26 protein-coding genes and 1 pseudogene are annotated in these 26024 nt (G+C 62.3%); 13 read left to right on the top strand and 14 right to left on the bottom strand.

Going from position 1 to position 26024, the window contains the following annotated elements:
* Nucleotides 1–78 precede the first annotated feature (78 nt).
* Both AC6I99_RS21130 and AC6I99_RS21125 read right to left on the bottom strand, forming a co-directional pair.
* Nucleotides 79–777 carry a hypothetical protein gene (locus tag AC6I99_RS21130; protein WP_497961759.1) on the bottom strand — a complete coding sequence of 233 codons (699 nt, stop codon included), beginning with the start codon at nucleotides 775–777 and terminating at the stop codon, nucleotides 79–81.
* Nucleotides 767–1450 (bottom strand): helix-turn-helix domain-containing protein, encoded by a 684-nt coding sequence (locus AC6I99_RS21125; protein WP_497961757.1) that lies wholly within the window; start codon nucleotides 1448–1450, stop codon nucleotides 767–769. Before AC6I99_RS21125 ends, AC6I99_RS21130 begins: the two co-directional genes overlap by 11 nt.
* 163 nt (nucleotides 1451–1613) lie before the next feature.
* Here AC6I99_RS21125 and AC6I99_RS21120 point away from each other — a divergent pair, with 163 nt between their 5' ends.
* Nucleotides 1614–2846: a hypothetical protein gene (locus AC6I99_RS21120; RefSeq protein ID WP_497961755.1), complete on the top strand. Its 1233-nt coding sequence runs from the start codon at nucleotides 1614–1616 to the stop codon at nucleotides 2844–2846.
* Nucleotides 2847–2875: 29 nt separating this feature from the next.
* Here the strand turns inward: AC6I99_RS21120 and AC6I99_RS21115 are convergent, their stop codons facing one another.
* Complete coding sequence (locus tag AC6I99_RS21115) at nucleotides 2876–3337, bottom strand: hypothetical protein (protein ID WP_497944068.1); 462 nt, start codon at nucleotides 3335–3337, stop codon at nucleotides 2876–2878.
* A complete protein-coding gene (locus tag AC6I99_RS21110; protein ID WP_497961754.1) occupies nucleotides 3334–5739 on the bottom strand; it encodes a molybdopterin oxidoreductase family protein in 2406 nt (801 codons plus the stop codon). Before AC6I99_RS21110 ends, AC6I99_RS21115 begins: the two co-directional genes overlap by 4 nt.
* A gap of 250 nt (nucleotides 5740–5989) precedes the next feature.
* Between AC6I99_RS21110 and AC6I99_RS21105 the strand changes: the two genes are divergently transcribed.
* From AC6I99_RS21105 to AC6I99_RS21095, 3 genes are all read left to right on the top strand, one after another.
* Nucleotides 5990–6595: a TasA family protein gene (locus tag AC6I99_RS21105; RefSeq protein WP_497961752.1), complete on the top strand. Its 606-nt coding sequence runs from the start codon at nucleotides 5990–5992 to the stop codon at nucleotides 6593–6595.
* 188 nt (nucleotides 6596–6783) lie between these two features.
* A complete protein-coding gene (locus AC6I99_RS21100) occupies nucleotides 6784–7449 on the top strand; it encodes a signal peptidase I (RefSeq protein WP_497961750.1) in 666 nt (221 codons plus the stop codon).
* On the top strand, nucleotides 7442–7864 hold the full coding sequence (locus AC6I99_RS21095) for an Hpt domain-containing protein (RefSeq protein WP_497961748.1): 423 nt from the start codon (nucleotides 7442–7444) through the stop codon (nucleotides 7862–7864). The genes AC6I99_RS21100 and AC6I99_RS21095 overlap by 8 nt, the downstream gene beginning before the upstream one ends.
* Nucleotides 7865–7877: 13 nt before the next feature.
* Here the strand turns inward: AC6I99_RS21095 and AC6I99_RS21090 are convergent, their stop codons facing one another.
* Nucleotides 7878–9146, bottom strand: a complete 1269-nt coding sequence (locus tag AC6I99_RS21090) for an MFS transporter (protein WP_497961747.1) — start codon at nucleotides 9144–9146, stop codon at nucleotides 7878–7880.
* 164 nt (nucleotides 9147–9310) lie between these two features.
* Between AC6I99_RS21090 and AC6I99_RS21085 the strand changes: the two genes are divergently transcribed.
* Both AC6I99_RS21085 and AC6I99_RS21080 read left to right on the top strand, forming a co-directional pair.
* Nucleotides 9311–10051, top strand: coding sequence for an IclR family transcriptional regulator (locus tag AC6I99_RS21085; RefSeq protein WP_497961745.1), 741 nt, complete (start codon nucleotides 9311–9313; stop codon nucleotides 10049–10051).
* A 110-nt stretch (nucleotides 10052–10161) separates the two neighbouring features.
* Complete coding sequence (locus tag AC6I99_RS21080) at nucleotides 10162–11349, top strand: 4-hydroxybenzoate 3-monooxygenase (protein ID WP_497961743.1); 1188 nt, start codon at nucleotides 10162–10164, stop codon at nucleotides 11347–11349.
* A gap of 185 nt (nucleotides 11350–11534) precedes the next feature.
* Here the strand turns inward: AC6I99_RS21080 and AC6I99_RS21075 are convergent, their stop codons facing one another.
* The 4 genes from AC6I99_RS21075 to AC6I99_RS21060 form a co-directional block, all read right to left on the bottom strand.
* A complete protein-coding gene (locus tag AC6I99_RS21075; protein WP_497961741.1) occupies nucleotides 11535–13883 on the bottom strand; it encodes an HNH endonuclease signature motif containing protein in 2349 nt (782 codons plus the stop codon).
* A 315-nt stretch (nucleotides 13884–14198) separates the two neighbouring features.
* A complete protein-coding gene (locus AC6I99_RS21070) occupies nucleotides 14199–14699 on the bottom strand; it encodes a hypothetical protein (RefSeq protein WP_224093062.1) in 501 nt (166 codons plus the stop codon).
* Between the two features lie 2 nt (nucleotides 14700–14701).
* Nucleotides 14702–15262 (bottom strand): hypothetical protein, encoded by a 561-nt coding sequence (locus tag AC6I99_RS21065; protein ID WP_224093063.1) that lies wholly within the window; start codon nucleotides 15260–15262, stop codon nucleotides 14702–14704.
* 125 nt (nucleotides 15263–15387) lie between these two features.
* Entirely contained in the window at nucleotides 15388–15852 is a 465-nt protein-coding gene (locus AC6I99_RS21060) for a DUF8821 family protein (RefSeq protein WP_224093064.1), read from the bottom strand.
* Between the two features lie 178 nt (nucleotides 15853–16030).
* Here AC6I99_RS21060 and AC6I99_RS21055 point away from each other — a divergent pair, with 178 nt between their 5' ends.
* Nucleotides 16031–16927 (top strand): helix-turn-helix transcriptional regulator, encoded by an 897-nt coding sequence (locus AC6I99_RS21055; protein WP_224165762.1) that lies wholly within the window; start codon nucleotides 16031–16033, stop codon nucleotides 16925–16927.
* On the opposite strand, the gene AC6I99_RS21050 is transcribed toward AC6I99_RS21055, so the two are convergent.
* On the bottom strand, nucleotides 16891–18111 hold the full coding sequence (locus AC6I99_RS21050) for an MFS transporter (RefSeq protein WP_224165761.1): 1221 nt from the start codon (nucleotides 18109–18111) through the stop codon (nucleotides 16891–16893). The genes AC6I99_RS21055 and AC6I99_RS21050 overlap by 37 nt on opposite strands.
* 271 nt (nucleotides 18112–18382) lie before the next feature.
* On the opposite strand from AC6I99_RS21050, the pseudogene AC6I99_RS21045 reads away from it, so the two are divergent.
* Together AC6I99_RS21045 and AC6I99_RS21040 are read left to right on the top strand one after the other, a co-directional pair.
* Nucleotides 18383–19000, top strand: a pseudogene (locus AC6I99_RS21045) (PRC and DUF2382 domain-containing protein); the annotation flags it as partial.
* A gap of 200 nt (nucleotides 19001–19200) precedes the next feature.
* A complete protein-coding gene (locus AC6I99_RS21040; protein ID WP_497961738.1) occupies nucleotides 19201–19422 on the top strand; it encodes a hypothetical protein in 222 nt (73 codons plus the stop codon).
* A gap of 12 nt (nucleotides 19423–19434) precedes the next feature.
* Here AC6I99_RS21040 and AC6I99_RS21035 read toward each other — a convergent pair whose 3' ends face one another.
* Together AC6I99_RS21035 and AC6I99_RS21030 are read right to left on the bottom strand one after the other, a co-directional pair.
* Nucleotides 19435–21351, bottom strand: coding sequence for a glycoside hydrolase family 15 protein (locus AC6I99_RS21035; protein WP_497961736.1), 1917 nt, complete (start codon nucleotides 21349–21351; stop codon nucleotides 19435–19437).
* Between the two features lie 83 nt (nucleotides 21352–21434).
* Nucleotides 21435–22112, bottom strand: coding sequence for a TetR/AcrR family transcriptional regulator C-terminal domain-containing protein (locus AC6I99_RS21030; RefSeq protein ID WP_497961734.1), 678 nt, complete (start codon nucleotides 22110–22112; stop codon nucleotides 21435–21437).
* Nucleotides 22113–22204: 92 nt separating this feature from the next.
* On the opposite strand from AC6I99_RS21030, the gene AC6I99_RS21025 reads away from it, so the two are divergent.
* The 3 genes from AC6I99_RS21025 (at nucleotide 22205) to AC6I99_RS21015 (ending at nucleotide 24710) form a co-directional block, all read left to right on the top strand.
* Nucleotides 22205–23263: an NAD(P)-dependent alcohol dehydrogenase gene (locus AC6I99_RS21025; protein WP_497961732.1), complete on the top strand. Its 1059-nt coding sequence runs from the start codon at nucleotides 22205–22207 to the stop codon at nucleotides 23261–23263.
* A 153-nt stretch (nucleotides 23264–23416) separates the two neighbouring features.
* Nucleotides 23417–24322, top strand: coding sequence for an SDR family oxidoreductase (locus AC6I99_RS21020; protein WP_497961730.1), 906 nt, complete (start codon nucleotides 23417–23419; stop codon nucleotides 24320–24322).
* A gap of 145 nt (nucleotides 24323–24467) precedes the next feature.
* Nucleotides 24468–24710 (top strand): DUF6458 family protein, encoded by a 243-nt coding sequence (locus tag AC6I99_RS21015; RefSeq protein WP_224093076.1) that lies wholly within the window; start codon nucleotides 24468–24470, stop codon nucleotides 24708–24710.
* A 90-nt stretch (nucleotides 24711–24800) separates the two neighbouring features.
* On the opposite strand, the gene AC6I99_RS21010 is transcribed toward AC6I99_RS21015, so the two are convergent.
* Entirely contained in the window at nucleotides 24801–25412 is a 612-nt protein-coding gene (locus AC6I99_RS21010; protein ID WP_497961728.1) for a VOC family protein, read from the bottom strand.
* Between the two features lie 57 nt (nucleotides 25413–25469).
* Here AC6I99_RS21010 and AC6I99_RS21005 point away from each other — a divergent pair, with 57 nt between their 5' ends.
* Complete coding sequence (locus AC6I99_RS21005; RefSeq protein WP_497961726.1) at nucleotides 25470–25754, top strand: hypothetical protein; 285 nt, start codon at nucleotides 25470–25472, stop codon at nucleotides 25752–25754.
* A gap of 21 nt (nucleotides 25755–25775) precedes the next feature.
* Here AC6I99_RS21005 and AC6I99_RS21000 read toward each other — a convergent pair whose 3' ends face one another.
* On the bottom strand, nucleotides 25776–26018 hold the full coding sequence (locus AC6I99_RS21000; protein WP_224093082.1) for a hypothetical protein: 243 nt from the start codon (nucleotides 26016–26018) through the stop codon (nucleotides 25776–25778).
* Nucleotides 26019–26024: the final 6 nt, after the last annotated feature.

Genomic DNA, 26024 nt, shown 5'->3' with positions numbered 1-26024 from the left:
AGGGAGGCGGTCGGGATTGGCGCAGAGCACCGCAAGGTTGCTGATTGCCCGTGCCCTATCGCCAGGGTCAAGGACCTTTCAGGATTCATGGTCTGGATCGCCGAGGACCCGGTTGAGCCCAAGAATCCGCGAGCGATCACTGCCTCCCATGTCGGCCACAAGTTCCAAGGGCCCGTTAATTGTTGCCAGGAGTGTTGCTGCGTCATCGAGGTGGCGGCCCCTTTCCCGCGAATCCTCCTGATACGCAGCGCCTTTGAGGACCAGCGCGCCCAGTGCGTTCGGGATGCTTATGGACACCGGACCCCGATGGTCCACGAAGACCCGGCAGTCTACTGTTCGCCGGAGGGCTTGGGTCCCACCCGTCACCTGAAAGACTTTGCGGCCTCCTATACGGGGAACCAATCCGGGTACAAGATGGTCGGCAACCATGAGGTCGATCTGCTCATTACCGCGAAGGAAACGATGTGCGGGGCTATCGCCATTGATGGATTGCCTGGGCGAGTAGCCGAGTGAACGGAGCACTGACGCGACGCCGGGCATGGTTGCCGCGCCGGTTTCCATGTGAAGGATGATGTCGACGTCGGTGGTAGGCCGCGAAACGGTTAGACCCGCTACGGCGGAGTGCAGTTGGACCATAAGTCCCCCAACCAGCGTCCACTGATCAGAAGGCAAGGCGCGGGCTAGTTCAGCGCATTGGGGCCATGGCCGGCCCCAGCCACCCGCGGGCGGCGAAGCCTCCCACTGCACTCGTTCCGTCACGCGATGGTCATCGTCCACTAACAAGCTCCTCCAGAACACGGAGTCCAGCGCTGCGCTCACGGGTGACCGAGGACTCCAACAGGTCCAAGGCAATGGCCGCCAGCGGGACTCGCCCTGTAAACGCCTGGCTGGTGGTGACTTCCCGCAGCACTACGTTGCCCTCCCGATCGTCGATTAGTCCGTACGCTTCCTTAAGTGCACCTGCATCGCCGGACATGACGTAACCATCCACAATTCCCCCGCCACCAGTGAGACCAAAGCGTTGGCCAACGTTCTCGTCCGCCATGGCCGCGGCACCAGTGGGAAGCACATGGTCCCTTAGCCGTTGGACCACATCCGCCGTGGCTCTATATCGATGCACGCCCGCCCGCCTGCGCGCCAGAATGGGCAATTCGGCAGGTTCCATACGGCTCAGTTTGCGTCGCAGCCGAGACAGTTGGGCGGAGTCAACCCACTCCACCCCGTTTTCCCCGGAAAGCAGGAGGAGCGCGGTCCAGGCATTCGCCTCAGTCCACGGCCGGCCATGGCGTGTGCCTTCGCGGGCCAATCGCTCCACAGAGGCGGCGTCCAGCAGGATGGCCCGGCCAACGACACCTGAGCTGATCAGTTGCCCAGTGCCGATCAACTTACGGACAGCTACCTGCGTAATGCCCAATCGCGCCGCGGCCTGGGCAGTAGTTACGTGGCTCATACGCTAACGTTCTCTCGAAGAAACGTTAGTGTCAACGAGAAGCTCTTCTATCGGAATACTCCCGGTCACAAATCCCCCGCAACAACACGAATGGGGCCGCTCTGGAGAGCTCGGATACGCTGCTTTCGAGTTACACCACATCGCACGCTAAGGGTTATCAACGATGCTCACCTCAGCTGTCGATGGCGCGCCCCGCCGTCGGCCGGATCCTGCCCCGAAGAAGACTGCAACTGAACTTGGCGCCCTCGGGACAGCATTGGGCGCGTTGGCTTCGGTCATCCTCGCGGGAGTGCTCGCACTTGTCCTCCACACGCTCGCGCAGCAATCGTCACGGCTCGGCCCTGCGTTCGAGGGCTGGGCTGCATCAGTCACCAACTCCCCTTTCGCAGCGGTCAGGTGGTTCCTTGGCGACATGACTGAGCCCCTGTTCTACAAATCAGAGCTGGCGGCATGCGGGTTGCTTGCCGGGGCTTTGTTGGCGTGGTGGGCTGGCCGGCGGGGCAAGAGCTGGCCGGGTCAGCTGGCATATGGCACCGGACTGTGGCCCTGGGTGCTGGCCTCGGCGTCGCTTAGCCTGCTGTTGTCCAACGTAGTTTTCGGCCGGATGCTCGACGACGGATGGCAGCCCACGTTCGTGCCTTTCGTCTGCGTGGCCCCGGCAATTGTCCTGATGTATGGACCCGGTTGGCGGACCTGCGTGACCGGAGCTGTACTCGGCGCCTTCACCGTCACGCCGTTGGCGTTGTTGCTGATCCCAACGCTCATCGCGCCGCTGGGACTGCCGCCCGTGGTGGCGAACGTCCTTGCGATGTCCCTGGGATCAGTACTGGCTTTCCTCATCGCCCGGAAATTGCCTTGGCTTGTCCTACGGAAACCGGCTCCGCAGGCGCAACCCATCCAGCCGCCGTCGGGCGTTAACCGTGTTCTTACGGACGCAGTGTGGGCGGCGCGCCGGGTCCTCGCCGACTTCACCGAGACCCATTTCTTCGCCAACGCGCTCGCCAGTGCAGGCATGATCTTTGGCGTCGGGGTGGCATTCGTGCTGAATCCTGTGCTGCCCGGGTACGGTTCCAACCTGGTTCCGCACATCCTGTTTGCGCAGGCCCTCACCTCGGCCATCGGCGTGGTTCTTTGGCGGAGTTGGTACCGCAACGGTGGGTGGTCGGCCACCTACGCGTCGCTCGTCTCAGTGGCGCCTGCCGCCGTGCTCGCCTACGACGGCTCGTGGTGGAGCATCATCGGCGGCGCATTGCTTGGAGCGGTGCTGGCCCCTCCTATTGCCAGGGCGATTTCGGCCCAGCTGCCGGAGGGCCTCCATCCGGTCATCGGCAACACCGCGGCCATGGCCATTTCGACGGCGGTCACCCTCCCGATCCTGGGGCTGCTGCCCCACTAACTTAGCCTGCTGGTGAGTCCTCTACTGACTTAGTCTGCGACCAGCAGCGCCTGCGGCGCTGCCTGCTTCATCCGGGTTTGCAGCCAACTGAGCTGGACTTCCGTCTCTTTGTGGCATTGATCGACGACGGCGAGCAGCTCGGCGTCGCGAAGTGCGGATCCGGCTTGATTCACCACAGTCCACGTGACGTCAACCAAGCTCGCCAGCAGATACAGGTCCTGCAGGTCGCGAAGGAGGCCGACAGGGCCGCTCCGGGTTTCTGACAAGCCGTCGGCGTGGAGCCGCTCGGGCTCGTGGTCGGATGTGTCCTTGCCGTATCGCTGCACGAGGGGGAGGAGGAGTTCCCCGTGCTTGTCGCATTGCCTGGCCAAAGTCTGGCAGAGGAAATGTATGTCAGGCTCCGAGCCGTGGCCATCAGAGACTTGCCGGAAAGACGTAGCCAGGGTCGCTTCACCCTGATGCAGTAAACCCAGGTAGATGTTGAGGTTCATTGTTGTTGTCCTGCCTGCCTTGAAGCGGTGGTGTTGGGCGCCGGAGCCGGTCCATCACCGTCACGGATTTTCTCTACTTTCACCGCGGCATTCTTGAAAAGCGGTTGCTTTGACACCGGATCCCACTCGGTAATGGTGAGCTCGTTGGCTGCAGTCTTCTGCGAATCCTTGGGAGAATCATCCGGGCTGGAGGGTGCGGTCGAGTCCCAGTATCCATAGTGGAAAGGTGCGAAAACTGTGCCCGGCCGGACGCCACTGACTCGAGCCGGCGCCTCAATCAGACCTCGCCGCGACGATACGCGGACGATGTCGCCCTCCTTGATCCCCAGCGCTGAAGCGTCTTCGACCGAGAGCTCCACCCACATCCGTGGCGCCGCCGCGTTCAGCGTCCTGGCACGTCCCGTCTTGGTCCGTGTGTGGAAGTGATACGCCGTCCGACCGGTTGTGTACCGGAGCGGGTAGTCGTCGTCCGGTTCTTCGTGCGGTGGATGGTACTTGGTTGTTTTGAGCCAGGCGCGGCCCTTGGGCATTTTGGCGCGGTACGGTTCCGGCTCCACTTCGGCCCCCGTCAAGAGGTCGTGACCGTAGTTCTCGCAGTAGTCAGGATCGCTGGGAAAAACCCCGTCCGTATAGAGGCGTGTGGTGCCATCCGGGTTTTGCGCATTGCAGGGCCAAGGGATCCCGCTGCCACCACGGAGTTTCGAGTAACTCAGTCCGGTGTAGTCGCAAGGACGCCCGCGCGAGCATTCTTTCCAAGCTTCGAAGGCGTCCTCCGGACCCTCCCACGTCAACAAGGGCGTGCCGTCCAAGGTGGTGAAGCCCATTCGGTTGGAGTAGTCCAGGAAAATATCCAGATCGCTGCGGGCGTCCTCGGGCGGGTCTACGGCTTTGTCAGAGATATGGACGACGCGCGAAGCGTTGGTGAATGTTCCTGTCTTTTCGCCCCACGCGGCGGCGGGAAGGACGACGTCGGCCATGCCGGCGGTTTCGGTGAGGTACAAATCCTGCACCACCAGGAACAGTTCCGGCTTGGCCAGGATTGCCCGTATTCGGGGCAGCTCCGGCAGGGAGACCGCAGGGTTCGTAGCTGAGACCCAGAGGAAATTAATGGATCCTTGCTCCGCGTAGCGGAAGATTTGCATGGCATGGGTTGGCGGTGCCCAGTGGGGGATGATCGCGGGATCCACGTTCCACAGGGAGGCCAGTTCTTCAACGTGTTTCGGGTTGTGCCAATTACGGAAGCCCGGGAGGTCGCCGTCGGCCCCGCATTCGCGGTTGTTTTGCGCCGTCGGCTGCCCGTTCATCTGTAGTAGGCCGGCTCCGGGTCGGCCGAGCATGCCGCGCAGCAGATGGAGGTTATTGACCTGGCAGGAGGAAGCTGTGGCCTGTGACGATTGGTAGAACCCCTGTAAAACGGTGGACAGTACCCGATCCGACGTGCCGAAGATGCGGGCGGCCTTCCTGATGTCGTGGGCGCTGACGCCGCACACCTCGGCAGCAGCCTCGGGCGTCCATTCCTCCACAGTGGATTTCAGCTCGTCGTAGCCGAGTGTGTGTTCCTGGATGTAGGTGGGGTCCTCCCAGCCGTTGTGCAGGACCTCCCGGACCAGGGCGTGCATGAGCGCAAGATTGGTGCCGGGCCGCACCGCAAGGTGCACGTCGGCAAAGCGCGCGGCCTCCGTATTTCTGGGGTCGACGCACACCAGTTTGGGCGGTGTGGGTCCTGAAAGGCGGTCCAGGATGCGAGCCCAGAGGACGGTCTGGGTTTCGGGCATGTTGTGCCCATAAAGGAAAATTGCATCGCAATTGTCGATGTCCTCGTAGGCGCCTGGTTGTCCGTCTGCTCCGAAGGTTTCCTTGAGCGCGGACGCCGCTGTCGCGGTGCACAGGCGGGTGTTTCCATCCATGTGGGGTGTCCCGATACCAGCCTTCCCAATCACGCCCAGGGCGTAGTACTCCTCAAGGAACAGTTGGCCGCTGGTGTAGAAGCCATGGCTGAGGGGACCCTTCTCCTTCAAGAGTTGCTTGCTGCGTGCCACGATCCGCTTCATGGCCGTGTCCCAATCAGTTGGGACCAATTCGCCGCCTTCGCGGATCAATGGATGCGTGAGGCGGTCCATGTTCGAGACGCCTTGCCAGCTTGCGAAGAGTCCTTTCGGCCCAAGGCGTCCCTTGTTGATGCGGTCTTCCGCACGGCCACGAATGCCCACCATGACCCCGTCCTTGACGGCAATATCGCAGCCGCAGCCGTTGCTGCACAGCACGCAAGCGGATTGGACCCAATGGTCAACATCGCCCTCAGTGAGGCCTTCCTGGAGGGCGTAATCCACGCGGGAAGGCCACGCAGCTTCTCGCTCAAACGGAGTCCTTGTGCCCCATATATCAGTAATGCGATCCACCATGATCCCACCTCTGTGTTCAGCGTTGACCCTTCGTTACAGGATTATCAGGTTGCTTATTATCAGTCCAGAGTGCCTGCCAAGGGGTGGGAAACGGAACAAAGAGCCTTGATCTTTTCCTGAGCAAGTGTTGATGGATTGCAGGAGTGGTTCTTGATCCGGGCCCGGCACAGTGGTTCTTGTCAGCCACTCAGGGCCGGCACAGGAAACGGCCGGCCGGCAGCGGTGGCCTCCCGAAAGGACACTGATTCCCATGGCCATCAGCCTCAAGACCACCTCCGGCAAGGTCCTCGCTTCCGTCGCACTGCTCGGCACCGCAGCCGCCGTCGCCGGCATGGGAACCTACGGCGCGTTCACCTCCTCCACCTCGGCCAGCCAGCAAGTCACCGCCGGCACCGTCACCATCGCCCTGGGCACCGGAGCGAACAACACCCTCAACGTCCCCGTCGCGGGCCTGCTGCCCGGAGACAAAGTCGAAAAGCTCGTCACCCTGGCCAACACCGGCAACTCGGACCTGAACAACGTCACCCTCACCACCTCCGCCGGCGCCACCGCCTCACTGCTCACCACCGACGTCACCAACGGCCTGCAGCTGACCATCGAGAACTGCTCCGTCGCCTGGACCGGCGCCGCAGCCCCCTACACCTGCACCGGCACCAAAACCACCGTCATGGCCGCCGCCCCGGTGATCACCGCGAACAAGGTCCTGAACAACCTGACCGCCCTGGCCCCGGCCAAAACCGACTACCTCAAAGTCACCACCGCGTTCCCCACCACCGCGAACGACATCTTCCAAGGCGCCACCAGCACCATCGCCTTCGCCTTCACCGGCACCCAACGCACCGAAACCACCAAGTAACACCACCCCAAGCAACACAACCCAGTTTCAACACAGAGCCCCGCCGGGCCTGGTCGGGCGCCCCCCTGCCCGACCAGGTCCGCCGGTATTTCCTGAGCCAGACTTGAGGATTTCCCGCAGGAAGCCTGAGCCGGATAGCCCAGACTTTCAATCAGAAGAGAACCAACACCGGAAGGAACGCCAGGACCATGAGCGCACTGACCAGTATCAGCGGAACCGCACTCAAGGGCCGGCGTTCAGCCGCGGCACTGACGGCGACCGCCGTCGAGACCCCCGCGAAAGCCGCTGCGTTCCGCCGTATCGCTGCTAAAACGATGAAATTCCTCGGTTTCGCGATGCTGGCCATGGCGGCCTTGGTTTTCCTCTTCCTGGCAATCGGGCCACGCATCCTGGGCTACCAAACCTCCACGATGCTGACAGGATCGATGGCACCGCTGATCAACCCGGGTGACGTCGTCGTCACCGTTCCAACGCCAATCACCGACGTCAAGGTGGGCGACATCATCACCTACCACATCCCCGTGGAAGACCAGCGGGTGGAGACGCATCGCATCACTGAGATCACTACTACGGCCGATGGTGGCGTGGCTGTCCAGACCAAGGGCGATGCGAATAATGGCATCGATCCGTGGATCGCCACCCTGCAGGGCGAAACCGTGGATAAGCAGATCGCGACCATCCCTTACGTCGGGAACGCCATCCGTGCCCTACGCGAACCACTCGTCCTAAACATCCTGATGTACGGTGCGCCCGGCATCCTGGTCATCGGGATGCTCGCCTCCATCTGGAGCAGGGACCCCAACAAATCGACGCCGGAAGACGCCGCGCAGCCACAAGCGGCCAGCCATGACTGAAGAAGCAGACGGTCAGGTTCCGGCTCTGGAACCGTGCAGGTTGCAGGCCTTGGCCGATGAGATGGGAGACCCCACCCCGGCCTTGCGCTTCCTCTCCACTTACCTTTCGATGTTGCCGGGCAGACTATTGAGAATCTCAAACGGCCTCTGCCAACACGACGCCGATGCCAGCATGGACGCCGTGCTGAGCCTCAAGATCTCCTCGGCAATGGTTGGTGCGCTTGAGACAGAGGACCAGTGCAAGGCCATCGAGTCGATGATCCGTGAGGAACACTTCGACTACGCCGTCCAGGCACTCCCGGCGCTCCGGCAATACACCGATCGCTGCTACGCGGCCGGACCGCAACTTTTGGGCAAGGCCCGCGAGTCGCTTCACCCACAGTCCGGAAAGTTGGACGGGCAGCGGAGCACCTAGCGTCGTGCCGCGGTTACCGTTCTCCCGCTGGCACGGGCTCAGGACTTTTGATTTGATGGGGCACCAGGAACAGCGCTGCGACAGCCAAAAGTCCCGCTGCGGCGAATACGTAGAAGCCGGCCGGGTAGGCAATGTTTGCGGCCACCAGGGTTCCAGTCACGGCAGGACCAACGATCGCACCAAGGCGTCCGACGCCGGCAGCGAACCCGAGTGCCGTTCCCCGGAGCCGCGCCGGAAACAGCTGACTGACCCATGCGTAAACCAGAACCTGCGAGCTGAAGACGAAGACGCCAGTGACAAACACCGCGGCGTTGAGCAGGAACTCATTCTGGATCTTCACGCTGAGGATAGCCAGGAACACTGCGGAAAGCCCGAACCACAGCAGCACTATCTTCTTGGTTCCGTGCCGGTCGGCAAGAATTCCGGCCAAAACCAGGCCGGCCACGGCGCCGAGGTTGAGGACCAGCAGCAGCGTCAGGCCCGTGCTCACGGTGTAGCCCGCGGCTGCCATCAACTGCGGCAACCACGTGTTCAAGCCATAAACCAGCAACAATCCCATGAACGACGCGATGCCAATGCCCACGGCCACCAGCGGATAGGGCTTCTGCAGCAGGTCGCGGAACCCGGTCTTTTGCTTGCCGTCCGAGGAATGCACGACGCCGGTAGCCGCCTTTGTTGATTCGTCCACCTTCGCGGGTGCTGCTTCAGGAAGTGACTCCGGCAATTTCGCCCACAGGAATGGCAGGAGTGCCAGCCCGGCAACGCCGCCAATGACAAACATGAGGCGCCAGTCAGGGACAACAAGGATGGCCAGGAACGCGGTGGCCACAGCGCCTACGTGGTAGCCGGTCATAGTCCGCGTGGTCGACTTTCCGGCTGAGCCCGCAGGTGCGTAATCGTTCATGTACGCAAGGGCGGCGGGGAGGCAGGCGCCCAGCCCGAGGCCTGCCAGCAGGCGCAGTATGGAGAAGACCGCCACGTTGGGAGCGAACGCGACTCCGATCGTGAAGAGCGAGAAGCCGGCCACGCAGGCGATCAAGAGCTTCCGCCGGCCGAACTTATCGGATAGCGGGGCGATAAAGAGTGCGCCGAGCCCCACGCCTACCAGGGAAATAGTTGCAGCGAAGGTGGCTCCAACGGCATCGAAGCCTATGTCGCCGGTCTTGATGAGCGTGGGGATGACAGACCCCAGGACCACCAGGTCGAAGCCGTCCAAGACCATGGCTAACCAACACAGCCAGACTGGCCATTGTGAGCGGCGGGCAGATGGCATCGTTGGCATAGTGTCCTCGGGAGTTCTCTTTGGGAATGGGATGTGGCCAGCAGAACGGCCGGTCGGTTATGAGAGTTGTATCACCGGCGGGAGTAATCTGAAGCACGTTCTACCATTGAATGGAAGGGGCCCCCGCGGGGTCGGGTAGGGGAGCGGCAGCAAAGGAGCGCATCGTGGCCAACTCAGCATCAGGTGACTCCGTGGTGGATCGCGTTGTCAGGGTCATTGAAGCCTTTCCTGAAGGTGCCACCTCCCTGCAATTGACCGAACTCGCCGAAAGGTCCGGCCTCCCGTTGTCGTCCGCCCACCGGCTGGTGCGGCAACTCTCCGAGCATGGCCTGCTGGAACTGGGTGCTGGCGGGAACGTTCGGCTGGGCCTCCGATTGTGGGAACTCGTCAACAGAAATTCGCCCACCCTCGCACTCCGTCAAGCGGCCATGCCCTTCATGGAGGATATTCAGCAAGTCCTGAACCAGAACGTGAACCTGGCAGTCCTCGAGGGCTGGGAGGCGCTGTTTGTGGAGCGGCTTTCGCGCCGAGGATCGGTGGCCAACCGAGCACGCGTCGCGGGACGCATGCCGGTCCACATTTCCTCCGCCGGCCTGACGCTGATGGCACACCAGTCCCGGGAATTGCAGGCGCAGTACCTCGAACAGTTCCACGACCCGGAAGGAAAGGTGACTTCCGACGTCATACGCCACCTGTTGGCTGAGGCCGCGCAGCTGGGCTATGCGCAGTTGGCTGGAGTTGTTGATCCGGACACGTGGGGCATCGCCGTGCCCGTGATGAACGGCAAGAGGCGAGCGGTCGCGGCCCTTGGCGTGGTGGTGCCCTTGGCTGAGATGCGCCTGCAGGCGCTTGTTCCGGCGTTGCAAACCGCTGCCCGGGGGATAGGGCGGCAGCTCAGGGACTGATGTAGTGCTTCCGTTCAACGGAATCTATGTAACACCCGTCACGCACTACCCGCCACACTGATTCCAGACTCATCCCGTCCCGGCGGGACCGCAACGAAGCGAGGAACACCATGGCACGTACAACCGTCACCACTCAAGTCGCCATTATGGGTGCAGGACCCGCAGGGCTCATGCTCTCCCACTTGCTGGCCAAGCAAGGCATCGAATCCGTGGTGGTGGAGATCCGCAGCCGGGAACAAATCCACCAAACTGTTCGCGCAGGCATCCTGGAACACGGCACCGTCAACCTGCTCGTGGACTCCGGCGTCTCAGACCGGGTGCTGCGCGAAGGTGACCGGCACGATGGCATCGAGTTGCGGTTCAACGGCGAAAGCCACCGCATCAACTTCAAGGAGCTGGTGGGTGAATCCGTGTGGCTGTACCCACAAACAGACGTTTTCGCTGACCTCGCTGCGCGACGCGAGGCTGACGACGGCGACGTTCGATACAGCGTCACGGACACCACTGTCCACGATCTCGAGGGCAAACCGAAAGTCTGGTTCACCGATTCCGACGGTCAGGAGTTCGAGATCCAGGCCGACTTCCTCGTTGGCGCTGACGGGTCCCGCAGCCACTGCCGCTTCCAGATCCCCGAAGCAAACCGAAAGTGGTTCTTCCACGAATACCCTTTCGCCTGGTTCGGCATCCTGGCCCAGGCTCCACGCAGCTCCGACGAGCTCATCTATGCCAACTCCGAGCATGGTTTCGCCTTGATCAGCCAGAGGACCGAGACAGTGCAGCGCATGTACTTCCAGTGCGATCCCAAGGAAAACGTGGCCGACTGGGACGACGAACGCATCTGGTCCGAGTTCCGCAAACGCGTAAACGGTAATGGCTTTGAGCTCAACGAAGGCCCTGTCCTGGAAAAGATGGTCCTACCGTTCCGGAGCTTCGTCCACACTCCTATGCGCCACGGCAATCTTTTCCTTGCCGGCGATGCAGCACACACCGTCCCGCCCACCGGCGCCAAGGGACTAAACCTCGCGATACACGACGTGAAGGTCTTGTTCGAAGGCTTCGACTCCTTCTATTCCAACGGTTCCACCACACTGCTGGATTCCTACAGCGACCGCGCCCTGGACCGAGTTTGGAAGGCACAGCATTTCTCTTACTGGATGACCTCCATGCTGCATACCGTTCCCGGCGCCGACGACTTTGACCGCGCCCGCCAGCTGGGCGAGCTGCACTCTGTGGTCTCGTCCGAGCACGCCAAGGCATACCTGGCTGAGTCGTACACGGGCTGGCCGACGTCGCGGTAAGGCTTCGTCGCGGCTGGGTCTAGGGTCGCGGGCTCGGCTTATGTCGCAGGCTCAGCTTAGGGTCGAGGCGTAGTTTAGGAGCGCTCGACGGCGGGCGGTCACCCTGTGGCGAGACGGTCACCCTTGTGGCGAGGCCGGTCACCCTTGTGGCGAGGCAGCAGAGCGCAATTGGACGCGGCGGACTCTTATGTTCTGAGGGGTGTGTGGTGGTGGTTGCGTCGGGGTGTTTGTTTGGGGTCGATGTGGGGTGGCGGGATGAACCACGGAACCCCTGTTGTGATGTCGATGCGCCAGTCTTCTTTGTGGATGAGGTGGTGGTGGTGGCTGCAGAGCAGGGTGCCGTTGTTGGTTGACGTGGTGCCGCCGTGTGACCAGTAGGTGATGTGGTGGGCTTCGCACCAGGGGGCGGGCATGGTGCAGTCGGGGAACGCGCAGCCTTGGTCCCGGGCGGTGATGGCTTTGCGGATGTGGGGCGGGAAGATCCGAGTGGTGCGCCCGATGTCCAGGACGCGGGATTCGCTGCCGAGCAGGACGGGGAGGATGTCGGCGTCGCAGGCGATTTTGCGGATGGTGTTGGGGTGCATCGGGCCGGCGAAGGTGGCGGAGCCGGAGCTGAGCCGGGGGTGTTGCGGTCCAGGCCCAGGCCGTGTGGTCTGGGTGGCGGCTGCGCCGGGTGGGGAGGCGGCTGCGCCGTGTGGTGTTGCGGTTGCACCGGGCGGTGTGGCTGCGCCGGGACGGGGGTCTTCCGTTCCAGGCCCAGGTCGTGTGGTCTGGGTGGCGGCTGCGCCGTGTGGTGTGGGGGCTGCGCCGGGCGGGGCGGTGCGGGTGAGTTGTTGGAAGAGGTCGTGGTGGTTGATGGTGACGGTGACTTGGGGGCGGAGTCCGCCGTTGGCTGGCAGTTTCCCGGTGGTCAGTGCCACGCCGCAGGCTCCGACGAGGCCGTCGAGGAGTTTCTGGGCCCGGGAACGCCGGTCCAGGTCCGGCCCCGTTGGTTCGCTCCCGCGGTCACTGCCGTGGACGGTTCCGGGTGCCTGACCGTCGACGTTCCCGTCGACGCTCTCGTTGGTTTCCCCGGTGACGTTGCCTTCGCCGGTGGCTGCGTTGGTTCCGGTGGCTCCGTTGGCTCCGGTGGCTGTGGTGGTTGCGGTGGTGAGTCGGGGGTTGGTGGCGGTGTTCATGGCGGTGGTGAGTGTTTCGTATTGTTCGGTGGTGGCGAAGATTTCCAGGTGGTGCAGTCCGTGGCGGGGTTTGCGGATGAAGGTGCCTTGGAGTTGGCGGAGGATTTCTTCGCTGGGTTCCAGGCCGTCCTGGTCGATCAGGTCGTTCCAGCGTTTGGTCATTTTCAGGACGAAGTCGGGGTCGGACCCGGCGGCGGTGCGGGTGAGGGCGTGTTCCATCCGGGTGAGGGTTTCCTCGTCGGTGAGGAGCCGTACTTTATCCAGGGCGGTGCTGATGATGCTCGCGGACCGGGTGGGTATTTGTGTGGATTCGAGGGCTTGGGCCAGGATTTCGCGGCGGGCCGGGATGTGTTGCCCGGCGATACCGGTCCCGGTGAGGACCTGGGAGGCCAGGGCGAGCCGGCGCCGGGCTTCGCTGATGCCGATCCTCAGGCGGGCCCGCAGGAATTCCGCGGCGTTGCGGTAGCCATCATCGGCCACCGCAGCAGCGTCCGCCGCAGCAGCGGCGGATCCAGCAGCAGTATTGAAGCCAGCAGCAACAGCGGATCCAGCAGCAGTATTGAAGCCAGCAGCGGCAGCGGACCCTGCAGCGGTGGCTGTGGCGGTGGCGGGGTTTGGTCCTGTGGGTGCGGGGTTGGTCCAGCCTGTCTGCCATCCAGTGCCCGCCGCGGAGGAGGGCCGTGCCTGCTGGGCTTGGGTGCGGGTCCGTTCCACGGCGTGCGCCGCGATGACCTGCAGGTATTCCACGGTGCGGGCGATCTCCTCCACCCGCCCGGCGAACCCCGCGGCTTCGGCAAAACCGAACCCCGGGGCACTGGCCACGGTGACGGAACGCAGACTTTCCAAGGCCCCAACGCTGTCCGCCAGCGCATCCCCAAGTCCGAGCGCATCCCCAAGTCCCGGCGCATCCCCAAGTCCCAGCGCATCCTCGAGCCCGAGCGCATCCCCAAGCCCCAGCGCACCCTCAAGCCCCGGCGCGCCCTCAATTCCCAAGGAACCGCCCAGTCCTGGGGAAACAGGGCTGACTTCAGGATCGACCCTAATTCCTGAATCGACTTCAACTTCAGGATCGACCCCAGGGCCAGCGAAAGGCAGTGGTTCCAGGCCGTGAACACGCTTGATTTCACCGTCCACTTCACTAAGTGCAGTGAAGGATTTCGGTTCAATGCCGCGAAGCAGCGCCATGGCCCTGAGCTTCTCCGAATCGCCGCCTGCCGCAGCCGCCGCCGTCGGGCCTTCACAGCCGGCCTGGACGCTGGCAGGTGCGGTGTGGCTTCCTCGGGGAAGGCCCCGGGGGCGCATCGCGACGCCAGGCATCGCTGCCCGTCGCGCCATGATTTCCCCAATGCTTCCCATGAATAAACCCTCTCACCAGGGTCTGACATTTTTAGGAAGCAGTGCCGCTGCCCTTGGGTGTCACAAGCTTCCCAACCGTTTCCAGGCATCAACCATGTGTTCAGAATCAGAGATTTAGGGCCCACAGATCGCGCCGGGGCGTGGATTGCCAGGAGAACAGACTGACCCGCTCGGACATGTGCCGTTCAGCACTGAACCGGTCTTCTTCTGAAGCCGAATTGGGGACCCCAAATCCAGACCACTACAGCGTCAAAACACCGTTGTCCTACTAGCCTCGTTTCAGTCCCCAAGAGCCGGCGAAGGCCAGCCCAACCGTCATCCGTACAACGCCGCCTCAAGCAGCCGGTCAAAGCTTGCAGTTCCACTGCTCACCGGGGCAACGGTGATGATCGCGAGGAGTCTCTCGGAGCCATCTTCCTTGGCACTTGCAACCCTTTTCACGTGCAGCCGCAAACCTGGAACCCCATTGATCAGCAGTGGAAGCTGCTCGCCGCTCTTGATCAATTTCCGTAGCTGCTTCGTGGAGATCTTGTCGTCGGGGCTGCCTGTCAGCTCCGTGAGGGTGTCGTTGATCCGTTTTGCCAAGCCACGCACCAGGTTCCTCTGGGCGACGACGGTGGGAATAGTAAGTATCGCGGCGAACACGGCAATGAAGATCGACGCCGGGACAGCGTTTCTCAGGGCAGGCATGAAGATCATCAGGATCAGCCACAGGATCACGGCAAGGATGCTGAAAGTGACGAATTTGATAATGGGTTTGTCGCCGGGTTTCCTCATCCAGCGCACGATTTCAACAGCATCCGGCGCGTTTTCCATGGTCAGGATCCCTTCACTTCGAGGAGTGCTTCGGCCAGAATTACTGCCTCGCGTGCTTCCCTAAGGTCGTTCCGCAATCCCACATCGGGGATCTTCGCGGCGCCACTGCCGGTACCCGCAAGCTCGTAGAGGGCCCTGCCCAGGTTTTCGCGGTCCCGTGACAACCTCCGGGACGTTTCCAGTTTGGCCCTGATGACTTCAAGTTCGAGGAGCGAGCGGCCTACGGCGTCTCGTTGTCCTTGCTTGAGCGACAGTTTCTCCGTGAGCCGCAGGACCTGTGCACTGTGCATTGACCTCATCTGAACGGCAGTTCGTTGGAGCTCATGAAGGGCAGCCGACGTCTGGGGCTCGCCGGAGTGCCGGTCTAGTTCCTCATCGACGCGGCCCAGTCTCCGTTCCCAGCCTCGAAGGGCCCGTTGATACCGTCCCAAGAGCAGCGAGATCGCCGACAATGCCTTGTCAAGGGCCCTCGCCCGGCTGGTCAGGCTTGTGGTTGCCGCGTCCAACCTTGCGAGGAATGCGGCGTAATTGTCCGGCGAAGGAACCTTGTCTTGGGGATCCACGCGTCACCCGCGCCCGATGCTCTTGCAACCGGGTTTGGTGCGGTACAACGCTCCCCAAACGCCCATGTCAAGAGAATAGAGGGTCCCGGCGCGTTTGGGATAGGGCATGTAGTCAGAGCCAACGGTCAGTATTGACCCTTGATCACGAAGTACGATCCCCGGATTACCCCTGCCAGCTTGGACTTCTGACGGGCGAATTTGAAGCGCGGTTCCAGTTCTTCGGGAACATCCATGCCCTCGGCGAGCTTGAAACCGACCGCCCGCTTCCCGCCTTCCTCGATGCTGTACATGACGTTGATGGAAAGCCCGGACTCGTAGAACACGTAATCCATCCGTAGGCCGTCCACTTCGAAGGCCGTCGCCTCAAGGGGGCGGGACTCGATGACGATGTCGCGCTCTTCCTTCAGGATCCGGCTCACCCGATCCACGACTTCCGGCACCTCACTTGCGGGACTCACGGTGAAGTCATGGTCGTATTTGTTCTTGTAATAGCGGGCCTCGTTCGCGCGCAGTCCTGCGAGGGCCGCGGCAACCGGAGAAGACTCCAGGCCCTCGGTAGAAACGTTCTTGAAGTCAACGATGTACGGCAATTGCTCTCCTCGTCAGATGTCTTGGACCAACCCTAACGTTCCACACTGACACGGCCATGTTGGGCGCGGAATTGGGTGTGGAAAACGCACGACGGCGGGAGGTCGCCGTCGTGCGGTAAGCGAAGCAGGTATCGGGAGGGACTCCCTCCCGATGCCTGCTTGGCCTAGCGTTGAGGCTATGGATAATCGAGCCGAGGTCCGCGAATTCCTGATCTCACGCCGTGCCCATGTTGCCCCTGAGCGGGTTGGCTTGCCCGCCGGGACCAATCGGCGGGTGAAAGGCCTGCGGCGTAGTGAAGTGGCCACGCTTGCCGGGTTGAGCGTGGAGTATTACACGCGCCTTGAGCGTGGCGCGATCAGCGGAGCCTCCCCTCAAGTTCTTGAGAGCATCGCCAGGGCGTTGTGTTTGGACGACGCCGAGCGCGCCCATCTGTTCGACCTCGCCCACGCGGCCAGTCCGGTGGCCCGTCCGCCCAGGCGGCGCAACTCCAAGTCCTACGTTCCGCATCAAAGCCTGCAATGGGCGCTGGATGCTGTCACTGCCGGCCCGGCGTTCGTTCGCAACGGCCGGATGGATCTGTTGGCGGTTAATCCCTTGGCGCGGGCGTTCTACAAGGATTGCTACGACATGCCCGGCCAGCCGCCGAACATAGCGCGCTACACGTTTTTGGATGAACGCGCCCATGATTTTTATCCGGATTGGAATGCGTTCGCCGAGGTGACTGTGTCCATCCTGCGGACCGAAGCCGGTCGCGATCCGCACAACAAGGAACTTCATGACCTCATCGGTGAGTTGGGTACCCGCAGCGATGAGTTCCGGAAACGCTGGGGTTCTCATAACGTCCGCCACCACGGGACGGGTTTCAAAACATTCAATCACCCAGTTGTAGGTGAGTTGACGCTCGCCTACGAGGGCTTGGAAATGGCCGCTGAGCCGGGCTTGACCCTGACGATCTATAGTGCGGAACCGGGGTCGCCTTCGGCGGAGCGCCTGCAGCTCCTCGCCTCGTGGGCTGCCAGCGAGTATGGCACGGCAGCTCAGGCTGAGCCTGAGAGGGCTGCCTCGGACGGCTGAGGTGACCGTTCTTTCCGCCACAAGATGGTGAGTGGGAGAAAATACAGTGCCGCTATGCAGGTACCCACCAGCACTGGGCCAGTTGCGCCGAGCGCGGACTCGACTGCGAAGCCTGCGATCCACGAACCTACTGCTGTGCCGAGGTTGAACGAAGACGTGCTGAGGGCCGAGGCGAGCGTGGGTGCATGGTGGGCATAACCGACTGCTTTGCCTATGAGGATGGGGTTGGTTGCCATGCCGAACAGGCCCAGCAAGAAGATGAGGATCACGGTCAGCACGGCGTTGCGTGAGAGCAGGCAGAGAGCCCCGAGCACCAGGAACGTCATTGCTGCCGAGACGAACAGTGCCGTGAAGGGGCGGTGTGCGCCAAAATGGCCACCGAGGTTGGAACCGATGAACGCTCCAACGCCATAGCCCACCAACACCAGCGGAATTGCCGCTGCCCCCATCCCTGTGTTCTGTGTGAGGAGCGGTGAGATGAAGCTGTAGGCCGCCAGGGATGATCCACACACGATTGCGCAACCCAAAAGAACAAGCCACACCCGGGCGTCACGCATGCTGGCGATCTCGGCCCGAACTGAGGGGATGGGGCCAGCGGAAGGTTCGACGCCGACCAAACGGTAAACGACCAACGCCGCCATGAGTGCCAGGGCACTGAGGATCCAGAACGGGCCTCGCCAACCGATCGACTGGCCGGCAAACGCCCCCAACGGAACACCGATCACGTTGGCCAGCATGCCGCCGCCCAAAACCACGCCTAAAGCACGGGAGGCTGAAGCGGCGCCGGCCGTCTTCGCCCCCACGACGGCGGCGACGGCCCAGAAGGCTCCAGTAGCCAGAGCGGTCAGGAACCGGGCTCCGAGTATCAGCGCGAAGTCGGTGGTGAGGGCGACGATGACGTGGCCAACGGCGAAAACCACCAACGCGAGGCTGAGGGTGACGCGTCGCGGCATCCTGAGGGTGAGAATCGACATCGTGGGCGTTCCAACGATCATGCCGACCGCGAAGACGGTAATCATCAACGCGGCATTTCCTACCGTGATACCCAGGTCCTGGGCGATCTCCGGGAGGATCCCGGCCACCACGAATTCTGTGGTGCCCATAAGGAACACGCCCGCGGCGAGCACATAGGTAACAAGCGGCAGGCGACGGGCTGTTGGTGCCCGCAAAGTATCAGTGGTCATGGTTCCAGACCATCATGGGCATTCAGCCTGAGGGAGTCCCGGTTGATGGGGGTTCCCGGAGGGACTCTCTTCGGCAACCGGAAAAGTCTGCGCTCAAGGGCTTCGAATCTTCGATTGGGTCTTGCCAAGAAAATAGTAAGCATGCTTATGTATTTCTGTTCCGTGAAGTCAGCGGGTTGAATCAATTCCCCGTCCTGATTCCGGAATCTACGCCTGGTGATGCAGGCCGCCGGGCACTAAAGGCAAGACAATCACATTCCAAGGAGACATCATGCTCGCCAGGGAGAACATTGACCGTCTGATGGGCCTCAACGGAAACGTTCGGACCACGGAGGGGGACAAGGTTGGGTCAATCGGAACGTTCTACACCGATGACGACACGGGGGAGCCAACATGGGTAACAGTCAAAACCGGTCTTTTCGGTACTTCTGAATCATTCATTCCCTTGGAGGGGGCCACCCTTGAGGGCGACGACGTCGTTGTTCCCTACAGCAAGGATCACATCAAGGACGCACCCCGCGTGGCCGAAGATGGGCACCTCGATCCCAGTGAAGAAGAGCGGCTCTACAACCACTACAGCATCCAGGACCGGGGTGCCTTCGAGGGTCGGCGTGACTACCCGGACCCCAGCGCCGGAATGGAAACAGACGCCGGAATGGAAACAAGCGCCGGAATGGGCACAAGGGCCGGAGTGGACGCCGTCGGCGGCATGGACGTTGACACGACTGGTACGGCACGCGCGGGCGAGGATGCCATGACCCGTTCTGAAGAGCGCCTCAACGTCGGGACTGAAAGGACAGCGGCCGGACGGGCGCGCCTTCGCAAGTACATCACCACCGAAAACGTGACTACGACCGTGCCGGTCGAGCGTGAGGAAGTCCGCAAGGAGAACATCGAAACTGAAGGCACGCGCGATACCCGCCGCTGAAAACTGCGGCAGCTGCCGCGCCACTGAGTGGTGAAAACGCCCGACGGCGGGAGGCCGCCGTCGGGCCCTGAACTGCCACCTGGTCCTTTGTACGGCCAGCCGGGCCATTCTCCAGACAGCCGGTCCTACCGCAGAAGCCCAGGCGATGGGACGATTTCCTTATGGGCGATGAAGAGAAGAAGGGCCCCGGCGTGCCCTCAGGCACGGGGTCAGAGGAACGCGATCTGTGGCAGGATACCGACGCTGGGTCTCCGACCACACAGCAGATGAGGACTATCGGCCAGCGTCGGCGGGAGGCCGAGCGCAAGCTCGATCAACACCTGGAGGAAGCAAAGCACAAGGCTGAAGCCCCGGATCCGGACGATCAAAAAACGGAATCGTAACTGCAGCGCTTTTCAGCGGCTGGTTTCGGGGCGCTTTCTTGGTGCCGGATGATCGGTGCCCGGGCCACTTTCGGAGATCGCCTGTTGCGGGAGCTGGTCGGTACCTTGCTCCGGGTGTTTCGGCCTACTCAGTGGCGTGTCACTGCCGTGGGCTTCGCCATGATGTAGTTGCAAGGCGCAGTGGATCAGCGGAAAGTGGCTGAACGCTTGTGGCGTGTTACCGAGTTGCCGCTCGGTTCTGGGATCCCATTCCTCGCTCAGCAGCCCAACATCGTTTCGGAGCGTCAACAGCCGCTCGAACAATGCGGTTGCCTGGCCGGCATGGCCAAGGCCCAGCAGCGCATCCACCAGCCAGAAAGAGCATGCAAGGAACACTCCTTCGTCGCCGGGCAGGCCGTCGTGGCCGGACTCGGTTCGGTAGCGCAGCACCAGTCCATCTTCGGTGAGGCCTTCCTGAATGGCCTTCACCGTTCCCGCAACGCGGGGGTGGCGGCGCCCCAGGAAGCCGACGCGGGGGATCAAGAGCAGGCTGGCGTCCAGTTCCTGGCTTCCGTAGGACTGCACAAAGCTGTTGAGCCCTTCATCGAACCCTTTCGTCATTACCTCTGAATGGATCTGCGTGCGCAGCGCCGCCCAACGGTCTCCGGGGCCGGGTAATCCTGAGGTTCTTACGGCTTTGACCATGCGATCTGCAGCTACCCATGCCATGACTTTGGAATGGGTGAAATGCCTGCGGGGGCCGCGCATCTCCCACAGCCCGTTGTCCGGTTGGTCCCAAGCCCCTTCCAGGTGCTCCATCAACGCCACCTGAATGTCCCACGACGTGTCCACGGTGCCGGGCGGGGAAGCTGCCCTGGTCAGCGAGAGCCCATCCAACACCTCGCCCCAAACGTCCAATTGCAGCTGGGGAGCCGCAGCGTTCCCGGTGCGGACTGGCTGGGAATTTTCGTAGCCCGAAAGCCACGGGATGTCTGCCTCCGGCAGTCTGCGGGCGCCGTCCAGGCCGTAAACGATCTGCAGCTCGGAAGGATCTCCGGCAACAGCGCGGAGCAGCCATTCCCGCCAGGCTGCTGCTTCTTCCGTATATCCGGCGGCAAGCAACGACTGCAGGGTAAGTGTTGCGTCGCGTAGCCAGCAGTAGCGGTAGTCCCAATTGCGGGAACCGCCCAGTTGCTCGGGAAGGGACGTTGTAGCAGCCGCAACGATGCCTCCTGTCGGGGCATACGTCAGGGCTTTGAGGGTGATGAGCGATCGCTCCACAGGTTCCTTGTACTTGCCCTCCATCTCGCTTTGGTCAATCCACTCGCGCCAGAAGGATTCCGTGGCGTGAAATGCTTTGGCTGCATCGATTCGCCGGGGCTCCGGTTCATGGCTTGGTGCCCAGCGAAGCACGAAGGGGATACGTTCCCCGGCGCGGACTGTGAACTCACTGATCGTGCGCCTGTCCACGCCCTTGAGCGGAGCGGGCGTCGTGAGATAGGCCGAATCGGGCCCCGCCACGGCGCTGATTCCATGCTTGTTACGACGCACCCACGGCACCACGCGACCGTAGTCAAAACGGAGAATCAGCTCCCCACGCATGGCCACCTCGCCGGACAGGCCTTCCACGATCCGCACGAGGTCTACTGCATCATCGCGGACAGGCATGAAGTCTGTGACACGGACCGCACCGCCGTCCACTTCCCATTCCGTTTCCAGGATCAGGGTGTCCGGGCGGTAGCGCCGCCGCGTGCAGTTTCCGCCGTTCCGCGCTCCTGCATCTGTGGGCGCGAGGATCCATCGGCCAGCTTCAGGGGTATGTAACAAGGCAGCGAAGCAGGCGGGGGAGTCGAAGCGGGGCAGGCACATCCAGTCGATGGATCCGTCGCGTGCCACCAGGGCGGCTGTATTCAAGTCCCCGATGATCGCATAGTCCTCAATTCTGGCCATGGCATCAGATCCTTAAAATCAGACGGCGTCGAGTATGCCCTGACCGTACCCTTTTGCCTCACGCACCTCAACGGATGCGGCGGTTATTCGGCTGCTGCGCCGGCATCGTCCATCAGGCGGTCCAGGCCGTCAAGAATCAGGTTCAGTCCGAAGTCGAATTCGTCGCCGAAGTCGTAGCCGGGTTTGAGGACATGCTCGACGGCGATCTCCACCATGCGCGGGTACTCCCCGGTAGAGAACCGCTCCATGATGGGGGTGGTGATTTCGGCTGCGGTATCCCGTCCTTCAAAGGGCAACGCTGCCTCCTGGAGGGCGAAACCGTAGATGTAACTGTCCAGCGCAGCGTACGCGTGGGCTGTCAGTTGGACCGAAAATCCTGCCGCCCGCAAGGTGGCCAGCGTCGCCTCATGGTGTCGGAGCGTTGCGGGCCCAGGGGCGGAACGGCTTTCCAGCAATCCAACCGCCCATGGATGCCGGGTGAGGGCTGCGCGCATCGCGTGTGCCCGATCGTGCATTTCCTCCCGCCAGTTACCGGAAGGCGAGGGCGACGGAACTTCACTGAACACCATGTCCACGATGCCGTCCAGGATTTCGTCCTTGTTGGCCACGTAGTAGTAAAGGGACATCGGCTTGGTGCCCATGCTTTGCGCCAGGGAGCGGATGGTCAGCGACGATATGCCCGACTCGTCCGCGAGTTCCACAGCGCATGTGAGGACCCTTTCGCGGCTAAGGGGAAGGCGCTCAGGGCGTACGGCGGACACTGGATCTCCTTTGGGTGTTCCGTTTTAGTACATTGTACGGTAGCGTCTTTAGTACAGCGTACGAAATAGCTGAACTCCTGAAAGGAACGGCCATGACCACTGGTCAGCAAGCCAAGGAATCGTCTGAGTCCAATGTGGTGCCCACCCCGGAAGTCACCATGCGGGCGGTCGTCCAGGATGCCTACGGCTCCGCCGACGTCCTTCGCTTGGCCCGGATCCCCAAGCCGGAGATAGCGGACAACGAGGTGCTGGTCCGGGTCCACGCCGCAGGGCTGGACCGCGGGACCTGGCACATCATGACAGGGAAGCCCTACGCCCTGCGCCTGGCCTTTGGGTTCCGGCGCCCCAAGAATCCCGTACCCGGGCTCGACCTCGCCGGGATCATTGAAGCCGTGGGGCCTGGGGTAACCCGTTTCGCGGTCGGGGATCACGTTTTCGGCGTGGGGAAGGGCTCCTTCGCGGAGTATGCCGTCGCGGGGGAAGGCCACCTCGCCCTCAAACCGGCAAACATCAGCTTCGAGCAAGCCGCAGTGGTTCCCGTTTCAGCCTGCACCGCGCTTCAGGCTCTACGTGCAGGTGGGATGGATGTCGGGACGCCGGCAGGGCAAACCTCGAAGGGGCTCAAAGTGCTGATCACTGGCGCCTCTGGCGGGGTTGGTGGCTACGCAGTGCAACTTGCCAAAGCCGCAGGAGCTGAAGTTACCGCGGTCTGCAGCGGCGGCAAGGCGGACCACGTGTTGTCCCTCGGCGCCGACCACGTCATCGATTACACGCATCAGGATTTCGCGGACGGTTCTGCGCACTATGACGTCATCATCGATCTCGCGGGAAACCCCAGCTTGAAGCGTCTTCGCCGAGCGCTCGCCCACAGCGGAACTGCGGTCCTTACTGGAGGTGAAGAAGGTGGGCCGCTAACGGGTGGCATGGACAGGCAGTTCCGCGCACTGGCACTGTCCCCTTTCATTAGCCAAAAGCTGACCATGATCGTTGGTACTGAGCGTTCGGAAGACCTTGAGCACCTCGCCGGTCTCCTCCAAGCCGGAACCATCGTCCCGGCTATCGACCTGAGCTATCCCCTTGACCACGTTCCGGAAGCCATGCGTTACTTCGACGCCGGCAAAACACGCGGGAAGATCGCCATCACCATTTGACCGGATGGTCACCAAAGGGCTTGATCGGGGAGGGGTCAAACGCACGACGGCGGCAGGTCGCCGTCGTGCGTTTGCGTGAAGTCTGGAATCAGCGCCGCGAGGCATGCTACGACTGTTCCTGGGAGCGAACCCGGCGAGTCCAAGGAGCAAATCATGGCTGAAGAAAAGCCTGTCCTCGTGGTCGGTGCCACCGGCTACCTTGGCAGTCAGGTAGTTGATGCACTTCTCAAGCGCGGCAAAAGCGTCAGGGCGCTGGTCCGGGCAAAATCCGACGCCGGCAAGCTCGAAGCCAAAGGTGTCGAGGTAGTCCGTGGCGACATGCTTGACGTGGCGTCGTTGATCCATGCAATGACCGGTGTGGCCGGAGTTATTTCCACTGCTGCCGGGTATACGCGGAACGACAAGAACGCAAATGCGATCGACACCTTTGGCCAGAGCAACCTGGCGGTGGCGGCCAAACAAACAGGTGTCCCGAGGTTTGTCCTCATCAGCATCCTCACCTGTGATCTGACACCCCAAGTGCCGCATTTTTGGCACAAGAAACAAGCCGAGGATACGTTCGAACAGCTGGGCGTGCCGTTCGTTGCGCTTCGTCCGGGGGCGTTCTTTGACCAGACCGCCGGGATGGGCGGCGACCCTCTGGCGAAAGGCCGTGTCATGTGGATCGGCGCCAAGGACACCCCACTGACCTTCGTCCTCACCAGCGACCTCGCGGGATACCTTGCCGATGCCGTGGATGCGGAGATAACCGATGGCGAACGCATCGACATCGGCTGGACCCGGCCCGTCAGCATGTCCGAGGCGGTGGATCTCCTGTCCAGGCACGGCGGGCCTGGCGGCAAGGACATCAAAATCATGGCCGTCCCAACGCCTGTGCTCAAGGGCCTGGGCAAAGTCACTGAACGCTTTGTTCCGCTGATAAGCGACATGGCCAGCATGTCCGCCTGGTTCGAGACGGGCCGATATGTGGCCAACACGAGCCGGCAAGCCGAAGTTTTTGGTCCGCCGCCCACTCCGGAGGACGCCGTCGCCCGGTTTGCTGCAGGTTTCGGGCACTGATCCGCAGCCCACGCCGGGGCGGCCGGAGGGGAACAATGGCGGGCACAATCTATCTCATGCCGCAAATTGGGAAGTATGCTTACGATATCGACGCAGTTCCGTGATCACCCGTTCGCGGGCCGGTCGGAAGTGAGAGGAGCACGACATGAGAATAGGTTCTTCCATAGCACTGATCGCCATTGGAGCGATTCTGGCCTTTGCGCTTGCCCCCGGACTCATCCCCTTCGTGGACCAGGTGCTGATCGGCTACATCCTGATGGCTGTAGGCGTATTGGGCCTGATAATTTCCATCATCATGGCAAGCCGCACCCGGCGTACGGACCATATCGTGGAGCGTCGCGATGCTCCCGAAACCATCATCGACAGGCGTCCGCGACCCGAGGTTTAGCTCCTTCCAAGGCAGGCAAAAACGCACGACGGCGGGTGGTCGCCGTCGTGCGTTTTCTTGCCTGCAATCCTGGAGAAAAGCTCGTACTCCTCAGCCCAGCGGTGATTTCCAGGTGAAGCCGTCCGGGTCGGTGAAGGTGCCTGCATCGCCGCTGATGAGGAGGCGATGTGACCCGGTGCCGTCAAGTGATACCCCGGCGGTCTTAGCCAGCGCGCTGCGTTTATTGAGCGTCAGCTTGATGGGGCCGGTATCAAACTCGACGTACCGGTTTCCGAAGCTCTTGGCCAAGGTGAGGCCCCGCTCGAGATAGAACTGCTTGCTGGCAGCCACATCCGCGACTCCGAGTTGGAGCACCATCGCATCAATGTGCATATTGGCCGGACCGCTGTCCTTCTTGGACGAGGAGGCGACTGTCCAGATGGTGCCGTCCGGTGCCTGGAGGACTCCGCCGTACCCCCACAGCGATTTGGCGGCGGGCTTGATGACCATCGCGCCGGCGTCGCGGGCGTTGTCCATAAGGCTGTTTACGCTGGCCGGCTGGGAGAGCACAAGCGACATCGTAAATCCACGAAAGCCCGTGGTCGGCGCCTCGGATGGACGCACCTGAACCCTGCCGCCCATGCTGAAAACGTCAGCGTAGAAGGCCTCCACCTGCTGCGTGGTGGGAGCGACCTCGATAATTACAGATTCGATGGCTGCCATGCAGTCATCCTAGTGAACAACCAGCGATCACGGCTGAACACCACGTAGGCTGCTGGCATGGAGAAGTCATTCGATGTGGAACTCGTAAATCAGGATGAATACTTGGTGCGCTGGGAATCCGAAGGGCAGGCCGGGGAGTCCGTCTTCCGGATCACCCCTGAGTTCCTGGCCGAGGCCGGGCTGGACGGCCAGGATGGGCAGATCATCACTGAAGAGACGGCCAACTTTCTGGCCGGGCACCAACCCGTGATCGACTTTCCCCAAACGGTGGATCTGGAAGAGATTGCCGCGGCCTACCCCGACTTCGTACAGCAACTGCGAAGCCGGCTTGAGGCCCGTTGACCCAACCCGGCGCCGGCTTGCTCAGCATTGGAACTGGACGTCGAACTCTTCCGGCTTCCGCCCGCTCGAGGCGGTTGCGGCGTCGAGGACAGCTTGTGCCGCCTCTTCCAGCCGGGAAACGTGGAGCACCAGCCCCGGTATTTGAATGACGCGAAGTTCAAACCAGCCGTCGGTGGCGAGAGTTACCCTTGCCGTCAGCGTGATTGCGTTGGCCCGGCAGGCTTCAGTGGTCACGAGTCGGGAGCCAACAAGTGTGAGAGCCAAGCTGAC

Source organism: Arthrobacter sp. TmtSoilC77, assembly GCF_059739415.1.
This window is presented reverse-complemented; position numbering and strand designations above follow the sequence as displayed.